Source organism: Cohnella rhizosphaerae (genome assembly GCF_029525575.1).
GTDB classification, from domain to species: Bacteria; Bacillota; Bacilli; order Paenibacillales; family Paenibacillaceae; genus Cohnella; species Cohnella rhizosphaerae.
Window position 1 is genome coordinate 1,651,131 of record NZ_JAPDIA010000003.1, and the last position, 17,699, is coordinate 1,668,829.

The following is a 17,699-nucleotide window of genomic DNA, read 5'->3' on the forward strand; positions in this document are numbered from 1 at the left end:
GGAACGGCCCGATGCGAGAGGAATAACTGCACATTTGCAGCTATTCCGTATCGCGCAGCCGATCGATAGGAAGGTTGGCGCCATCGTCGCTCTTCCATCCGCAGTCCCGTCCGCAGCTCGCCGTTCCTTTGCCGCCGCCGTTTTATTTTCGACCATACAGCCCCTAACCCATGTTCCTAACCAGGAGGAGAACCGCCCCATGAAAGCAACGGTATACGTTACGATCAAGGAAAACGTGCTCGACCCGCAAGGCAACGCCGTTCAAGGCTCGCTGCAGACGCTCGGCTTCGACGAAGTCGCGAAGGTTCGCATCGGCAAGTATCTGGAGCTCACGCTCGACACGACCGACCGCGCCGTTGCCGAAGAGCGCGTGAAGGCCATGTGCGAAAAGCTGCTCGCCAACACCGTCATCGAAGACTACCGATTCGAACTGGAGGGCTGAGACCTCATGAAATTCGCGGTCATCGTATTCCCGGGCTCCAACTGCGACCTGGACATGTACAACGCGGTCGTCGACGTCCTGGGCGAGGACGTCGATTATGTCTGGCACACGGCTACCGATCTGTCCGCCTATGACGGCATCCTCGTGCCGGGCGGCTTCTCCTACGGGGACTACCTTCGCTGCGGCGCGATCGCGCAGCTCGCTCCGGTCATGAACGAAGTTCGCAAGGCCGCGGACGAAGGCAAGTTCGTGCTCGGCGTATGCAACGGCTTCCAGGTGTTGACCGAGGCGGGGCTTCTGCCCGGCGCCCTCATCCGCAACGACAGCCTCAAGTTCCGCTGCCACCCGGTGGGCCTGCGCGTCGAGAACGCGAATACCGCGTTCACCCGCGACTACGAAAAGGGCGAGGTCGTGACGATCCCGATCGCGCACGGCGAAGGCAACTACTACTGCGACGAAGAGACGCTGGCGCGCCTCAAGGCGAACGGCCAGATCGTCTTCACTTACGACGGCTCGAACCCGAACGGGTCGGTCGGCAACATCGCCGGCATCTCGAACGAAGCGGGCAATGTCGTCGGCATGATGCCGCATCCGGAGCGCGCGGTCAGCGAACTGCTCGGCTCGGCGGACGGCGCGAAGATGTTCACGTCAGTACTGAACGCATGGAGGGAACGCAATGGCGCAGCAAGCACCCGCTAAAGAACCGACGGTCCAGCAGATCGCCGAGCAGAAAATATACAAGCAATTCGGCGTCTCCGACTCCGAGTTCGAACTCATCTGCGGCTTCCTCGGACGCCAGCCGAATTACACCGAGATCGGCGTGTTCAGCGTCATGTGGTCCGAGCACTGCGCGTACAAGAACTCCAAGCCGTTGCTTCGCCGCTTCCCGACGACCGGCCCGCGCGTTCTGATGGGACCGGGCGAAGGCGCCGGCATCGTCGACATCGGCGACAAGCAGGCCGTCGTCTTCAAGATCGAGTCGCACAACCACCCGTCCGCGGTCGAGCCGTACCAAGGCGCCGCGACCGGCGTCGGCGGCATCATCCGCGACATCTTCTCGATGGGCTCGCGCCCGATCGCGCTGCTCAACTCGCTGCGCTTCGGCAAGCTCGAGAGCGATCGCGTGAAGTACCTGTTCGAGCACGTCGTCAGCGGCATCGCCGGCTACGGCAACTGCATCGGCATCCCGACGGTCGCGGGCGAGGTCATGTTCGACGAAGCGTATGAGGGCAACCCGCTCGTCAACGCGATGTGCGTCGGCCTCATCGACCACGACAAGATCCAGCGCGGCGTCGCCAAGGGCGTCGGCAACCCGGTGTTCTACGTCGGTCCGGCCACCGGCCGCGACGGCATCCACGGCGCGACGTTCGCGTCCGAGGACTTGACCGCCGAGTCCGAAGCCAAGCGCTCGGCCGTCCAGGTCGGCGATCCGTTCATGGAGAAGCTCGTCATGGAAGCGACGCTCGAGCTGATCGACTCCGGCATCGTGCTCGGCATCCAGGACATGGGCGCCGCGGGCCTCACCTGCTCGAGCGCCGAGATGGCGTCCAAGGCGGGCAACGGCATGGAGCTGTACCTAGACGAGGTGCCGCAGCGCGAAGAAGGCATGACCGCGTACGAGATGATGCTGTCCGAGTCGCAGGAGCGCATGCTCTTCGTCACCGAGCCGCAGCACGAGGCGCAAGCCAAGGCGATCTTCGAGCGTTGGGGACTGCACTGCGCCAAGGTCGGCAAGGTCACGGACGACGGCCGTCTCCGCTTGTTCCACAAGGGCGAAGAGGTTGCCGACATGCCGGTCAAGGCGCTCGTCGACGACTGCCCGGTATACGACAAGCCGTCCAAGGTGCCGGATTATTATCTGAAGAACGGCTCCATCGATACGAACCGCTACGAGCAAATGCTCGATCTGACAGATTCTTTGAAGAAAGTGCTCGGATCGCCATCGCTCGCCAGCAAGGAATGGGTCTACAGCCAGTACGACTATCAAGTCCGCACGTCCACGGCCGTCGTGCCGGGTTCGGATGCCGCCGTCGTCGCGATCCGCGGCACGCGCAAGGCGCTCGCGATGACGACGGACTGCAACGGCCGTTATGTATATCTCGATCCCGAGGTCGGCGGACGCATCGCGGTCGCCGAAGCGGCGCGCAACATCGTCTGCTCTGGCGGCGAGCCGCTCGCGATCACGGACAACCTCAACTTCGGTTCGCCGGAGAAGCCGGAAGTGTTCTGGCAGATGGAAAAGTCGGTCGACGGCATGGCCGAAGCCTGCCGCTTCCTGGAGACGCCGGTCATCGGCGGCAACGTGTCGCTGTACAACGAGAACGCGAAGGGCGCGATCTACCCGACGCCGGTCGTCGGCATGGTCGGCCTGATCACGGACATCGACCATATCACGACCCAGGAGTTCAAGGCAGAGGGCGACGTCATCTACCTGCTCGGCGAGACGAAGGCGGAGATCGGCGGCAGCGAGTTCCAATACGCGGTGCACGGCTTGACCGAAGGCCGCCCGCCGGTCATCGACCTGGCCTTGGAAAAAGCGCTGCACGGCGCCGTGCTCGGCGCGATCCGCCAAGGGCTCGTCGCATCTGCGCATGACCTGTCCGAAGGCGGACTGGCTGCGGCTGTAGCGGAGTCCACGTTCGGCCGCGGTCTCGGCGCGAAGGTCGACTTCACGACGAACCTGCGTCCGGATCTGGCGCTGTTCAGCGAATCGCAGTCGCGCATTCTGCTGTCGGCGAAGCCGGAATCCGCTGCGGCGCTCGAAGCTTGGCTGTCGGAACAAGGCGTGCCGGCGCAGAAGCTCGGCGTCGTCGGCGGCGAAGAGCTTGTCATTGCGGTCAATGGACATACGGCAATTCAGGCATCCGTGAACGAATTCCGCAAAGAATGGAAGGAAGCGATCCCATGCCGGATGAAATAATCGCCGGAGCGGGCCGCGTGCTGCCTGTCGCCGAGGGTGCGAGAGCCCCTGGCGACATGGACATGCATCCGCACGGTCCGACCGCGAGCATCCAGCCTTACGACATGAGCGTCCGGACCGGCGAACTGCCGTCTTCGCAGACGGAGGGCCTGCCGGCAGCCGAGGCGCGTTTCTGGACCGGGGGATTATTATAATCAGGGCAACGATCAGGCGTCCGGCATGATGGACAAGCTGAAGGAAGAATGCGGCGTGTTCGGCGTGTTCGGCCATAAAGACGCCGCGGAGCTATCCTACTACGGCCTGCATGCGCTCCAGCACCGCGGCGAAGAGAGCTGCGGCATCTGCACGGCGAACCTCGGCGGAGATTTCCACTATCACCGCGGCATGGGTCTCGTGAAGGAAGTGTTCGACCGCGACCGGCTGGACTCGCTCGTCGGCGCCAACGCGATCGGGCACGTCCGCTATTCGACGGCCGGCGCAAGCCGTCTTGCGAACGCGCAGCCGCTCGTCTTCAAGTACCGCGGCGGCGATCTGGCCGTCTGCACGAACGGCAACCTCGTCAACGAGCCGATCATCCGGCGCGAACTCGAGGAGTCCGGCTCGATCTTCCAGACGACGAGCGATACCGAGGTCATCGCGCACATGATCGCGCGCTCGTCCAAGGACCTGGTCGAAGCGGTCAAGGACGCGTTCGCGCGGTTGATCGGGGGGCTTCGCGTTCCTTATCATGACCAAGGACGTCTTGATCGCGGCCTGCGACCCGAACGGCCTTCGTCCGATGGTCATGGGTCGGCTCGGCGACGCGTACATCTTCGCGTCCGAGTCCTGCTCGTTCGAAGTGATCGGGGCGGAGTACGTTCGCGACGTGGCGCCGGGCGAGATGATCGTGCTGGACCGGCACGGCTGCCGCGAGGAGCGATACGCGGCGCTTCAGCGTCGCTCGGTATGCGCGATGGAGTACATTTACTTCGCGCGTCCGGACAGCGACATCAACGCGATCAATCTGCACAGCGCCCGCAAGCGCATGGGCCAGCAGCTCGCGCTGGAGTCGTTCGTCGACGCCGACATCGTGACGGGCGTGCCGGATTCGAGCATCTCGGCCGCGATCGGTTATGCGGAGCAGACGGGCATTCCTTACGAGCTCGGACTTATCAAAAATAAATATACCGGACGTACCTTCATCCAGCCCTCCCAGGAGCTGCGCGAGAAGGGCGTCAAAATGAAGCTCTCCGCCGTCCGGAAGGTCGTGCAAGGCAAGCGCGTCGTCATGATCGACGATTCGATCGTGCGGGGCACGACTTCGCTGCGCATCGTCAATCTGCTGCGCGAGGCGGGCGCGCTCGAGGTGCACGTGCGCATCACGTCGCCGCCTTTCGCGAATCCTTGCTACTACGGCATCGATACGCCGGACCGCCGCGACCTGATCGCGTCGAGCAAGACGGTCGAGGAGATCCGCAAGGCGATCAACGCGGATTCGCTGTATTTCCTCAGCAAGCCGGGCCTGCTCGAAGCGGTCGGCGGGGCGGAGGGCGAATACGACCGCGGCCTGTGCCTCGGCTGCTTCACCAACGACTACCCGACGCCGGTCGAATTCGAGGATGCCAAGGCGACGAGCTGCAGCTGCGACTGAGGCATGGCGCTAGTGACTGGCGCGGCGCGTGGTGCCTCGGCCACCGCGGACGCGGAATAGCGGCGTTTGATGCCGCTAAGTGCCTGCGCTGTGGTGGGGTGCAGGGCGAATGGCGGAACATATTTCTGCTATTCGCCCGCGTCGAAGATGCGATGGATCGAATAGCGGAACATATTTCCGCTATGTGCCCGCGCCGAGGATGCGATGGATCGAATAGCGGAACATATATCCGCTAAGTGCCCGCGCCGAGGATGCGATGGATCGAATAGCGGAACATATATCCGCTAAGTGCCCGCGCCGAGGATGCGATGGATCGAATAGCGGAACATATATCCGCTAAGTGCCCGCGCCGAGGATGCGATGGATCGAATAGCGGAACATATTTCCGCTAAGTGCCCGCGCCGAAGATGCGATGGATCGAATAGCGGAACGTATTTCCGCTAAGTGCCCGCGCCGAGGATGCGATGGATCGAATAGCGGAACATATTTCCGCTAAGTGCCCGCGCCGATGTTGCTGTGGTTCGAATAGCGGAACGTATTTCCGCTATGTGCCTGCGCCGATGTGGTTGTGGTGCAATAGCGGAACCGTTTGGTTTTACAATTATACCCAAGGGGGCTTAACCCAAGTGTCCGAAGCTTACAAACAAGCCGGCGTCGACATTGCCGCCGGCAACGAAGCGGTCGAACGAATGAAGAAGCACGTGAAGCGCACGATGCGTCCGGAGGTGCTGACGGGACTCGGCGGGTTCGGCGGGCTGTTCGGCCTGAACAAGGACAAGTACGAGGAGCCGGTGCTCGTCTCCGGCACGGACGGCGTCGGCACGAAGCTGAAGCTGGCGTTCGAGATGGACAAGCACGATACGATCGGCATCGACGCGGTAGCGATGTGCGTGAACGACGTGGTCGTGACAGGGGCGGAGCCGCTGTTTTTCCTTGACTACCTGGCATGCGGCAAGCTGGTACCCGAGAAGATCGAAGCGATCGTCAAAGGCGTCGCGGACGGCTGCGAGCAAGCCGGCTGCGCGCTGATCGGCGGCGAGACGGCGGAGATGCCGGGCATGTACCAGGACGGCGAGTACGATATCGCAGGCTTCACCGTCGGCATCGTGGACAAGCCGAAGGCCATCGACGGCAGCGGCATCGCGGCCGGCGACGCGGTTATCGGCCTTGGCTCGAGCGGCGTTCATTCCAACGGGTTCTCGCTGGTGCGCCGGCTGTTGCTGGACACGAAGGGCTACAAGTTTTCGGACAAGCTGCCCGAGCTCGAAGGCAAGACGCTGGGCGAGGTGCTCATCGAGCCGACCCGCATCTATGTGAAGTCGGTGCTGAAGCTGATCGAGAGCGTGCAGGTAAAAGGCATGGCGCACATCACCGGCGGCGGCTTCATCGAAAATATCCCGCGCGTGCTGCCGGAAGGCGTCAACGTCGACATCGATCTCGGCGCATGGCCGGTGCAGCCTGTGTTCGGGCTTATGCAACGCGACGGCGCGATCAGCGACCGCGATATGTACACGACGTTTAACATGGGCATCGGCATGGTGCTTGTCGTGCCGGCGGACCAGGCGGAGCAAGCCGTCGCGCTGGCAGGCGAGCTTGGCGAAAAAGCCTACGTCATCGGCCGCGTGACCGAAGGCTCTCGCGTCGTGACGTTCGGGGGGCGCCGAATTCGAATGAGCCGCGACAAGCTCCGCATCGCCGTATTCGCGTCCGGCAGCGGCAGCAACTTCCAGGCGCTGGCCGAAGCGGCGAAGGCCGGCGATCTCGGTCCTGCCGAGATCGCGCTGCTCGTCTGCGACAAGCCGGAGGCCAAGGCGGTAGAACGCGCGCGCGAGCTTGACGTCGAGACTTTCGTCTTCCGGCCGAAAGAGTACGCTTCCCGCGAAGCTTACGAGACCGTAATCGCGGCCGAGCTGGCCGCGCGGGGGGATCGGCCTGATCGTGCTGGCCGGCTATATGCGCATTTTGACGGACGTACTGGTCGGCGCCTACGAAGGACGCATGATCAATGTTCATCCGTCGCTGCTGCCCGCTTTTGCCGGGATTCGCGCGATCGAGCAGGCGATCGATTATGGCGTCAAGGTAACCGGCGTGACCGTGCACTATGTGGACGGCGGCCTCGACAGCGGCCCGATTATCGCGCAGCGGGTGATCGAGCTTGCGCCCGGCGACACGGCGGAGACGCTCGCGCCGCGCATTCATGCCATCGAGCACGAGCTTCTGCCGGGAACGGTGCGCCTGATCGCGGAAGGCCGCGTCTCGCTGTCCGGGCGTATTGTCACGGTTGACGCTTAGTTTGGGAGCGCGGTGCAACGATGCGCCGTATCGCTAACCGCCGATAAGCGGGCGGTTGCCGTACTATAACGATCCGCCGTATCGCTAACTGCCCAAAGACGCGCCACACTTTGCGAATAACGATCCGCCGTATCGCTAACTGCCTAAAGACGCGCGACACTTTGCGAATAACGATCCGCCGTATCGCTAACTGCCCAAAGACACGCCACACTTTGCGAATAACGATCCGCCGTATCGCTATCTGCCCGGAGACGCGCGACACTTTGCGAATAACGATCCGCCGTATCGCTAACTGCCCAAAGACGCGCCACACTTTGCGAATAACGATCCGCCGTATCGCTAACTGCCCAAAGACGCGCCACACTTTGCGAATAACGATCCGCCGTATCGCTAACTGCCCAAAGACGCGCCACGCTTTGCGAATAACGATCCGCCGCATCGCTATATGTCCAAAGACGCGCCACACTTTGCGAATAACGATCCGCCGTATCGCTATTTACCAGGCCAAGCGCGCCGATACTGCCGCATTACGCTTTACCGTGCCGCAATGCGCGCCGCAATTTGCACCTCAACCTCCGCTTGGCAAAACGAATAAACGTTTTAGTTGGATAAACCGGCCGTTTTAATCGGCCGTTTGCGTCACCCCGAACTTACCGCAAGACCGTCCCGGGGTGGGCTTATCCCGTTCGCTCAGGAACCAGCGCGCAGCCGTGACTGAGTGAAGGGGATAACCCCACCCCGCCGGCATTAATCAACCTATTACTAGGAGTGAATGAACAGTCATGGCTATCAAAAGAGCGCTGGTCAGCGTTTCCGACAAGACGGGCATCACCGAATTTTGCCGCGCGCTCGCCGCGCAAGGCGTGCAGATCATCTCGACGGGCGGTACGCATGCGCTGCTAGAACGCGAAGGCGTGCCGGTTATCGGCATCTCCGACGTGACGGGCTTCCCCGAGATTCTCGACGGCCGCGTCAAAACGCTGCACCCCGCCGTTCATAGCGGCTTGCTCGCGATCCGCGACAGCGCCGAGCACGTCGAGGCGATGGAAAAGCTCGGTCTCGACTACATCGATCTCGTCGTCGTGAACCTGTACCCGTTCAAGGAGACGGTATCCAAACCCGACGTCAGCTATGAAGACGCCATCGAGAACATCGACATCGGCGGTCCGACCATGCTGCGCTCCGCGGCCAAGAACCATGCGTTCGTCTCCGTCGTCGTCGACGCAGGCGACTACGCCGATGTGCTCGCGCAAATCCAGGCGAGCGGCGACACGACGCTTGAGACGCGCAAACGACTTGCGGCAAAAGTGTTCCGCCACACCGCCGCTTACGATGCGCTCATCTCCGAATACTTCGCCGAACAGCTCGGCGATCCGCTGCCGGAGAGCCTGACCTTTACCTACGAAAAGGTCCAGGAGCTTCGCTACGGCGAGAACCCGCACCAACAGGCCGCCTTTTACCGCAAGCCGCTCGCCAAGAAAGGCCCGAGCATCACGACGGCGAAGCAACTGCATGGCAAGGAGTTGTCCTACAACAACATTAACGACGCGAACGCGGCGCTCGCGATCGTCTCCGAGTTCGACGAGCCGGCCGTCGTGGCCATCAAGCATATGAACCCTTGCGGCGTCGGCATCGGCGCGGATATCGACGAGGCGTACGTTAAAGCGTACGAGTCCGATCCGACGTCGATCTTCGGCGGCATCGTCGCGGCAAACCGCACGATCGACGCGAAAACGGCCGACCGACTCGCGCAAATTTTCCTCGAGATCATCATCGCGCCGGATTTCACGCCTGAAGCGCTGGAGATTTTGAGCCGCAAGAAAAATATCCGTCTGCTCGCGACGGGCAACGAACAAGCGACGGCCGCGGCCGAGCGCAAGCCGGAATGGCTCGTGACGAGCGTCGATGGCGGCATGCTCGTTCAGCAGAGCGACGTTCATTCGCTGGATGAGTCCGACCTGCAGGTCGTCACGGAGCGCGCGCCGACGGCGGAAGAGCTGAAGCAGCTGCTTTTCGCATGGAAGGTCGTCAAGCACGTGAAGTCTAACGCCATCCTGCTCGCGGCGGACAGCATGACTGTCGGCGTAGGCGCCGGGCAGATGAACCGCGTCGGCGCGGCTCGCATCGCCATCGAACAAGCCGGCGACAAGGCTAAAGGCGCGGTACTCGCCTCCGATGCGTTTTTCCCGATGGGCGATACGGTAGAGCTGGCTGCACAAGCGGGCATCACGGCGATTATCCAGCCGGGCGGTTCCGTCAAGGATGCGGAATCCGTCGCAGCCGCGAATGCGGCCGGTATCGCGATGGTCGTCACGGGCGTCCGTCACTTCAAGCATTGATCGGCGAGGGGAGCACGAATACATGCGTATTTTAGTCATCGGCCGCGGCGGCCGGGAGCATACGATCGTTTGGGCGCTGCGCAAAAATCCGAAGGCCGAGCACATTTTCTGCGCGCCGGGCAACGCCGGCATCGCGCAGCTTGCCGAGCTCGTGCCGATCGGCGAGCTGGAGTTCGACAAGCTCGTGCAGTTCGCCAAGGATCAGGCGATCGACCTCGTCGTCGTCGGTCCTGACGATCCGCTGGCCGCGGGCATCGTCGATGCGTTCGAAGCGGCGTCGATTCCGGTTTACGGGCCGAACAAGGCTGCGGCGGAGATCGAAGGCAGCAAGATTTTTATGAAAAACCTGCTCAAAAAAGTACGATATTCCGACCGCGAAATACGAGACGTTCACCGATTACGCGTCGGCGCGCGATTATCTCGCTTCTCAGCCCGTGCCGATCGTCATCAAAGCCGACGGGCTGGCGGCGGGCAAGGGCGTCACGGTGTGCTTCACCCGCGAGGAAGCGGAGCAGGCGCTCAAGGACACGATGGTCGACAAGTCGTTCGGCGCGGCCGGCGACAGCATCGTCATCGAGGAGTTCATGACCGGACAGGAAATGTCGATCCTGGCGTTCGTGGACGGAGAGACGGTGCGGGCGATGCCGGCGGCGCAGGATCACAAGCCGGCGTACGACGGCGATAAAGGTCCGAACACGGGCGGCATGGGCACCTACTCGCCGCTGCCCCACATCCCGCAGTCGGTCATCGACGACGCGATCGAGAACATCGTGAAGCCGACCGCGCGGGCGTTGGTCGCCGAAGGACGCCCGTTCCGCGGCGTGCTGTTCGGCGGGTTCATGCTGACGGCGGAAGGTCCCAGGACGGTCGAATTCAACGCGCGTTTCGGCGACCCGGAGACGCAGGTCGTGCTGCCGCGACTGAAGAGCGATCTGCTGGAGATCATTCTGGCTTCGCTCGAAGGACGTCTGGGCGACGTCGAGATCGAATGGAGCGACGAGGCGGCGGTTTGCGTCGTGCTCGCGTCCGGAGGCTACCCCGGTTCCTATCCGAAGGGGCTGCCGATCGAGGGACTCGATGCGGCAACCGAAGGACTCGTTTTCCATGCAGGTACCGCGGAAAAAGACGGCCGAATCGTGACGGCAGGCGGCAGGGTGCTAGGCATCGTGGGTCTTGGCGCAGGCATCGCCGAAGCGCGCGAAGCGGCTTATCGCACCGCGTCCGGCATTACGTTCGAAGGCAAGCAGAACCGAACGGACATCGCCGCGAAGGCGTTGGTTTAATCGCAATGAATACGGGAGCCGCTTCCGCGCTGATACAGCGACGGGGCGGCTCTTTCCGTTACTGCTTGTAGAACAGCGTCTTGCGGTTCGCGAATACGAATACGACGGCGACGACCGATCCGACGATCAGCATCGACGTGAGTACATGCGCGGACACCCAGTCGGTGAATGCTTCCATCCGTCTCCACCTCCTCAATGGTTGATGCGATTCGTTATGGTAGTGTTCCCCGGACGCGCCTTTATTTCTCGCCGGCCGTGTTGACAGGAGAGGCAGCTCAGGTTATATTAAAAACACAGTAAATTAATCGGAATTTACGGAAAAGGGGGGCGGCGCTGATGGAGCGCGCTTTAACGATACGATACGGCGATTTGTCGCTGGCGGCTACGATTCATTATCCTTCTCAGGAAGGGAAGACAGAATGCAATAAGCTGCCGCTCGTCATCATCAATCACGGCTTCGTAGGCAATCGTATCGGCGTGGACCGGCTGTTCTTACTGGCTGCGCGGGAATTCGCCGGACGGGGCAATCTGGTGATCCGCTTCGACTTCGCGGGATGCGGGGAGAGCGAGGGCGCTTACGGCGACCACGGGCTCGATTCGATGATCGAGCAGACGCGGGCGGTGCTCGATTATGCGCTCGGCCTCGATATCGTCGATCCGACGCGGGTCACGCTGCTGGGTCACAGCCTGGGCGGCGCAGTCGCCTTGCTGACGGGCGTGCGCGACCGGCGCGTCAAGTCGCTGGCGCTCTGGTCGCCGGTTGCCTACCCGTTTAACGACATTCTCCGGATCGTCGGACGCAAGGCGTACGACGAAGCCGTCACCAAAGGTCGAGCGGACTACCTCGGCTACGAGATCAAGCCCGCGTTTTTCGATGCGCTGATGAAGCATCAGCCGTTTCAGGAGACGCAGAAGTTCCCGGGCGACGTGTTCCTCGTGCACGGCACGGGGGGACGAGACGATTCCAGTCGACTATACGTTTCTGCTGGAGAAGACGTTTTGGCTTCGCGGCGAAGGGCGCTGCGAGAAGTCGATTATTTTCCAGGCTGATCATACGTATTCGAAGGGCGAGCACAAGGAACAGCTCTTTAAGGCGACGGGCGACTGGCTCGGCGGGTACGAGCAGCGGCAGCGGGATTGGCAGCATTGGAGCATTTGATGCTTAAGATGGCGAAGCAGCGGCCGAGGCCGCTGCTTTTTTGCGCAGATGATCGGCAAGGGCGATTGGCGAAGCCGCCGGGAGGCTAATGCGATGATCTTTTATCCGAAATTGCCGCAGCAGGCTGCGATCGGGGTCATGGCGCCGTCATCGGGCGTTTCCGAGGAACGGCATTGGTTCGTGCGTCATGCGGTCGCTCAGCTGGTTTGAAAATTGCTCGGGCATTCTGTTCGGACGCAGCGGCGTGCATATTCCGAGAGAAGGCTATACCGAGCTCGACCTGTTCGAAGAGATCGCAGAAGAGATCGGCGTGCCGGTCGCGTATGATATCGATTGCGGACACAAGCCGCCGCAGCTGACGCTTATCAACGGGGCGTATGCCGAGGTTGCCGTCGAAGCGGGGGCGGGGGACGCTGGTGCAGACATTTCGACCTTGTGGATGGTAGTGAAAAAAGAACCGCATCGCAGCGGTTCTTCTTCATTTATTTCGCCCAATAACCTGCCTCTTCCAGCATCGACACCGTCAGCACGAACATCGCATGCGACCAGGTGAGCGGCACGATCCAGGCCGGCTCGCCGGTGACGCGGTCGATCTGCTCGGGCAGCAGGCCGGTCTCCGTGCGGTGTGCGGCCGCCCACTGCAGCAGCGCGTACGCCTCTGCCAACTGACCGTTGCGCACGCGATACTGCGCGAGCCACAGCGTCGTCAGAATCCACGGATTGCCGCCGATGTAGCCGTCGTTCTCGTAGCGCTTGATGCCGCCCACGCCCTCGACATGCAGCAAGCCGGCGATCGTATCCGCCGTCCGCTGCATATACGGATGCTCTGCCGGCAGCACGTTAAACGGGATGGATACGCCGAGCAGACTGATATCGACGATCGGATCGTGCCGCAGCTCGTAATGTTCGTAGCCCTTGGCAGTCCGGCCGGCCTTGCCTTCCAAACCTTGAGCGGCGGCATGCGCGTACACGCCGCCATCTACCTTGAGCTTAAGCCCGCGGTAGAAGCTGCCGGCGTCTTCGTTCCAGCAGAGCGACTCGATCGAAGCGGCGATCCGGTCCGCGACGTCCCGCCAGCGGCCGGCCAGCCCGGTCTCGTGCTTCAGCTCCGCGAACGAAGCGGCGGCGCGCAGTCCGCCGCAAACGGCTGCGGCGGAGTAAGTATGCTCGGCTTTGCGCTCCTCCCACAGGTCCATGCTGGGAAGCGGCAGCCCCGTCTCCTCGTCGATGTAGCCCGCGAGGAACGCCGCGCCCTTGGCGACGGCCGGCCACATCCGCTCCGCGAACGCCGCGTCGCGGTTGTGCTCGTACAGCTGCCACATGCCCCAGATGACTGAGGCGCCTTCGTCGATCTGCAGCCCCCAGGAAGGCGCGAGGCTGCCGTCGTGGTAATGCCGCTGCTGCCAGGAGCCGTCCGGCTCTTGGGCGCTTAATGCCCATTCGTAAAACTTTTCGGAGACGCTCGTTAATCCGGACTTGTTAAGCGCGGTCGTAATAAACGCCGCGTCGCGGCCCCAGCAATAGGCGTAACCGCCGCAGCGGGAAAATTGCTCGTCCGGCTCGGGCGCCGCGAGCAGGCTGCCGGTTCGCTCGTCCGCCATCAGCCTAAAGGTCAGGAGCGAGCGTTCGTATGCCTCGGCGATCGCCGGATCGACGCCGGCCGGCGCGCGATTGGCATCGCGAAGGTACTGATGCCAATCGTCTGTCGTCCGTTCGCGCCATTCGGAGACGGAGCGGCTCTTGGCGTGCGCCAGCGCGTCGAGCGCTTCCTGCCGGTTGTGGCCTGCTGCGATGTAGACGGGGAGGACGAACGATTCGCCGGGCTGAAGCTCCTCGATGCGCCAGACGAGCGCGCCGTCCGGCTGCATGTCGATATCGTTGCCGTTCAGCCAGGCATGCTCCGCCTGCTCTCGGGACGATCCGCACTGGAAGCCGACGCATTCGCGATCGCTGCCGACGGCGAAAAAGTAGCGGTGACGGTAATGGACCATCGCATCGTTCGTCTCGTCGAACAGGGTCGTATTGTACAGCGCGCTCTCTTCGATGCGAAAGGAAGCGTACCAGACGAAAGTGAAAGAGAGCGGCTCTGCGGAACGGTTGTCGATCTTGTACGCCCGCACCAGAAAATCCTGACCGGGCACCGCATAGTCGGTCTGTTCGACCGCGAGCGGAAAGCTCGGATGTTCGGCGCGCACCTGGACGATATTGGTGTGCGGCACGTATGCGATGCGGTGCTGCCAGCCGTCGTCGCCGTCGTCGAACCAGACCGTGCCCGAAGTCGAATGGTCGAGCTTGAGTCCGGTACGAATCTCGTCGACGTGCTGCGGGAAATCCACATGCGGCCACCAAAGCCGGTACAGCCGTCCTGTCCGTCCCAGCGAGGCAAGCATGCGGCCGTTGCCCGCGACGGCGTCGATCAAATGCGGTTTGTTAAGCGTAAAGTCGTTCAATGAGGTTCAGCTCCAATTGCGTTTGAGATTAACGGAAGATTCGCGGACGATCAGCTTGTGCGGCACGATCGTGCGCAACTGCTGGGTCTTGTCTTCGTCGATATGCCGAATAAGCAGCTGCGAGGCCATGTAGCCGAGCTGGTAAATGCCGATGTCCACGCTCGAGAGCGGAGGCGAAGACAGCTCGGAAAGCGCGATATTGTTGAAGCTGACCAGACTCAGGTCGTCGGGGACCTTGTAGCCGAGCTCCGTCAATCCCCGCAGGATGCCGAAGGTGACGATGTCGTCGATGACGACCAGCGCGGTAGGCCGCTCCGGAAGATTCATGAAGAAGGCCATCGCCCGATAGCCGCTCTCCTGAAGGAACTCTCCCTCGACGATCCAGTCCGGCTCCATCCGGAGCGCGTGTTCGGACAGCGCCTTCTTGTAGCCCTTCAGACGGTCGTCTGACACGGTGAGATTGGTCGGTCCGCTGACGAAGCCGATCCGCTCGTGTCCCTGGGAGATCAGATGGACGGTGGCGTCGTAGGAGGCCTGCACGTTGTCGTTGTCCACGCACAGGATATTCTCGCTGCCGTAGTGACCGATCAGAATGAAGGGGAACGCTTCTTTTTGCAAAAACGAAATGATAGGATCGTTCTTCCGGGACTGCAGCAAAATGATGCCGTCGACGCGTCTTCCCTTGACCAGGCGCGTGACCGCCTCCACTTCGTCCTGCTCCGAGCTGCCGGCGGTCATCAGCACATCGTAGCCCTGGCGGGAAGCCTGGGTGGTGATGCCCCGAATGCTCTCCGAGAAAAAGTGATTCTGAAAAAGCTCCTCCGCCGGACGCGGCAGCACCATGCCAAGCGTGTACGTCTTGTTGCTGATGAGCCCGCGGGCCATAATATTCGAATGATAGCCAAGCTCCTCGACGATCTCTTTCACCTTCTGCGACGTTTCCTTGCTGATGCGCGGGTGGTTGGAGAGCACGCGGGAGACGGTGGACGGGGATACGCCCGCCTTCTTGGCGACGTCCTTAATCGTGACTGTCATGGCGACCTCCACTTGTGCAAGCGTTTGAACTTCTTTAATAATTCTATGTTACATGAACGCTCCGTTATTGTAAACGGTACCTTAGACTGGAAAATAATCAGAAAGGGAAACCGGTACTATTTCTGTGTACCTGCTTTTATAAATGTAATAAAAAAGAAATGAGATTTTAGAATTAGTGAGAAATAAAGAGAATTCATGAGAAATTAGAAGTTTTGAAGGAAATCCAATCTGTTTTTGGCATCCGCGATCGTTTTTACATACAGGGAAAATGTTGTATATTATTGGTGCGGCGCCTAAAGCGCTTCCATGACGGAAGACAGGGGAATACGGGACAACTTAAACGATTATCGAATCGTTAAAAGGAGATGTTCCGTCCTTTTTTTTGCCCATTCGTACAAACGTTTGCGCAAGGTGTCCGAGCTCGCACTCGATCTGAAGAGAGGGGAAAAAGCAGTGAAATTAAACAAATCTTTGACGATGATCTCCGCCCTGTCCCTGATGGCCGTATCGCTCGCCGCTTGCAGCGGCAACAACGGAGGAGGCAACAACGCATCGCCGTCGGCATCCGCCGCTTCGCCTTCCGCTTCCGCAACTTCTTCGGCGCCGTCCGAATCCGCATCGCCGGAAGCGACGGACATCGAGCCTGAAGCGGGCGCCAAGCTTGTCGTGTGGGCTGCCCAGGAACAGAAGGATTTCCTGGAAACGATGGGCAAAGAATTCGAAGCGAAATACGGCATCAAGGTCGAATTTCAAAAAGTGGGTTCGGCCGACGCGCTCAACAAGATCGTAAAGGACGGTCCTGCCGGCGTCGGCGCGGACGTGTTCATGCTCGCGCACGATCAATTGAACCGCGCGGTTCAAGCGGGCGTCATTCTTCCTAACGACTTCTACGCCGAAGATACCCAGGCCAACTTCGCCAAGACCGCCGTCGATGCGGTGACGGCGACCGACGGCATCCTGTACGGCTACCCTCGCAATATCGAAACGTATCTGCTTTTCTATAACAAAAATCTCGCCAAGCCCGAAGATCTGGCGTCCTGGGACGCGATCAAGGCATTTTCGAAAGCGTACAACGTACCGGCAGAGAAAAAATTCGGCATCATGTGGAAGCTGGACGATTCCTACTTCAACTACGCATTCATGGGCGGCAACGGCGGCTACGTATTCGGCAACAACAACACCGACCCGGGAGACATCGGCCTTAACAACGAAGGATCGGTCGAAGGCCTCAAGTTCATGCAGAGCATGAAGGAAGTCATGCCGTTCAAGGTGGCCGACGCGACACCGGACGTGAAGACGGACCTGTTCCAAAAGGGCAAGCTCGCCATCGATATGGACGGCATCTGGCAGCTCGGCTCGTTCACGAAGGAGAAGCTGGGCTTCGACGTCGGCGCCGTGCCGCTGCCTCCGATGCCGAACGGCAAATCTCCCAAGCCGTTCGCCGGCGTGCAGGCGTATTTCGTCAGCCAATTCTCGCAATATCCGAACGCGGCCAAGCTGTTCGCGCACTTCGTCTCCTCGCAGGACGCCGCGATCAAGATGTACCAGATGTCCGGCGTCGTCTCCGCACGCAACGGGCTGGATCAAGACCCGGCGCTGGCGGGCAACGAGCTGGTCGCCGCGTTCGTCGAGCAGTTCAAGAACGTGGAGGCGATGCCTTCGATCGCGGAGACCGCTTCGTTCTGGACCGCGATGGGCGCCGTCTATCCGCAAATCTGGGATAACAACGCGGACGTGAAGGCGACGCTGGACAAAGCAGTCTCCGACATGAAGACGCTGATTCAGCAATCGAAGTAATTAGTTTTACGGCAGGCAAGAATTTCGATTAACCGACAATCACCCGTAAACTTCTGCGGGTGATTGTCCAATGAGAGGAGAGTCCGACATTGCGCCAGCATCGGATTACGGCAGCAGCGCTCTCGGCTGTTTTCATGGGCTTGGGCCAAATTTACAACCGACAATTCGTAAAGGGATCGGCTTTCGCCGCTTTCTACGCGTTCGCGGTCTACTTTACGGTCACCAATTGGCATCATGCGATCTGGGGAATCACCACGCTCGGAGAGACGCAGCAGAAGCTTGTGCTGGTCGGCAAAATCTACAAGCCGGTCAAAGGCGACCATTCGATCTTTTTTGATGATTGAAGGGCTGA

9 protein-coding genes and 5 pseudogenes are annotated in these 17,699 nt (G+C 61.0%); 12 read left to right on the forward strand and 2 right to left on the reverse strand.

Annotated elements, in window-relative coordinates; translation table 11 throughout:
* The first annotated feature begins 199 nt into the window (after positions 1 to 199).
* From purS to OMP40_RS13160, 10 genes and pseudogenes are all read left to right on the forward strand, one after another.
* The gene (gene purS / locus OMP40_RS13110; RefSeq protein ID WP_277531880.1) at positions 200 to 442 is read left to right on the forward strand and encodes a phosphoribosylformylglycinamidine synthase subunit PurS; all 243 of its coding nucleotides are present in this window, start codon (positions 200 to 202) and stop codon (positions 440 to 442) included.
* 6 nt (positions 443 to 448) lie between these two features.
* Positions 449 to 1,141: a phosphoribosylformylglycinamidine synthase subunit PurQ gene (gene purQ / locus OMP40_RS13115; RefSeq protein ID WP_277531883.1), complete on the forward strand. Its 693-nt coding sequence runs from the start codon at positions 449 to 451 to the stop codon at positions 1,139 to 1,141.
* Positions 1,119 to 3,362 (forward strand): phosphoribosylformylglycinamidine synthase subunit PurL, encoded by a 2,244-nt coding sequence (gene purL / locus OMP40_RS13120; RefSeq protein WP_277531884.1) that lies wholly within the window; start codon positions 1,119 to 1,121, stop codon positions 3,360 to 3,362. Before purQ ends, purL begins: the two co-directional genes overlap by 23 nt.
* A 104-nt stretch (positions 3,363 to 3,466) precedes the next feature.
* Positions 3,467 to 4,992 (forward strand): annotated as a pseudogene (gene purF / locus OMP40_RS13130) (amidophosphoribosyltransferase).
* 626 nt (positions 4,993 to 5,618) lie between these two features.
* Positions 5,619 to 6,659 (forward strand): annotated as a pseudogene (gene purM / locus OMP40_RS13135) (phosphoribosylformylglycinamidine cyclo-ligase); the annotation flags it as partial.
* 3 nt (positions 6,660 to 6,662) lie between these two features.
* Positions 6,663 to 7,284, forward strand: a pseudogene (gene purN, locus OMP40_RS13140) (phosphoribosylglycinamide formyltransferase).
* Positions 7,285 to 8,066: 782 nt separating this feature from the next.
* Positions 8,067 to 9,623, forward strand: coding sequence for a bifunctional phosphoribosylaminoimidazolecarboxamide formyltransferase/IMP cyclohydrolase (gene purH / locus OMP40_RS13145; RefSeq protein ID WP_277531887.1), 1,557 nt, complete (start codon positions 8,067 to 8,069; stop codon positions 9,621 to 9,623).
* 22 nt (positions 9,624 to 9,645) lie between these two features.
* Positions 9,646 to 10,906: pseudogene (gene purD / locus OMP40_RS13150) on the forward strand (phosphoribosylamine--glycine ligase).
* Positions 10,907 to 11,242: 336 nt separating this feature from the next.
* A pseudogene (locus tag OMP40_RS13155) lies at positions 11,243 to 12,065 on the forward strand (alpha/beta hydrolase family protein).
* 187 nt (positions 12,066 to 12,252) lie between these two features.
* Positions 12,253 to 12,618 (forward strand): S66 peptidase family protein, encoded by a 366-nt coding sequence (locus tag OMP40_RS13160; protein WP_277531888.1) that lies wholly within the window; start codon positions 12,253 to 12,255, stop codon positions 12,616 to 12,618.
* Here the strand turns inward: OMP40_RS13160 and OMP40_RS13165 are convergent.
* Both OMP40_RS13165 and OMP40_RS13170 read right to left on the reverse strand, forming a co-directional pair.
* Positions 12,548 to 14,515 carry a glycoside hydrolase family 15 protein gene (locus OMP40_RS13165; protein WP_338131111.1) on the reverse strand — a complete coding sequence of 656 codons (1,968 nt, stop codon included), beginning with the start codon at positions 14,513 to 14,515 and terminating at the stop codon, positions 12,548 to 12,550. The genes OMP40_RS13160 and OMP40_RS13165 overlap by 71 nt on opposite strands.
* A 6-nt stretch (positions 14,516 to 14,521) precedes the next feature.
* Positions 14,522 to 15,550: a LacI family DNA-binding transcriptional regulator gene (locus OMP40_RS13170; RefSeq protein WP_277531890.1), complete on the reverse strand. Its 1,029-nt coding sequence runs from the start codon at positions 15,548 to 15,550 to the stop codon at positions 14,522 to 14,524.
* A 453-nt stretch (positions 15,551 to 16,003) separates the two neighbouring features.
* Here OMP40_RS13170 and OMP40_RS13175 point away from each other — a divergent pair, with 453 nt between their 5' ends.
* Both OMP40_RS13175 and OMP40_RS40095 read left to right on the forward strand, forming a co-directional pair.
* Positions 16,004 to 17,347, forward strand: a complete 1,344-nt coding sequence (locus OMP40_RS13175; protein WP_277531891.1) for a sugar ABC transporter substrate-binding protein — start codon at positions 16,004 to 16,006, stop codon at positions 17,345 to 17,347.
* A gap of 89 nt (positions 17,348 to 17,436) precedes the next feature.
* Positions 17,437 to 17,691: a hypothetical protein gene (locus OMP40_RS40095; RefSeq protein ID WP_338131112.1), complete on the forward strand. Its 255-nt coding sequence runs from the start codon at positions 17,437 to 17,439 to the stop codon at positions 17,689 to 17,691.
* Positions 17,692 to 17,699 lie beyond the last annotated feature (8 nt).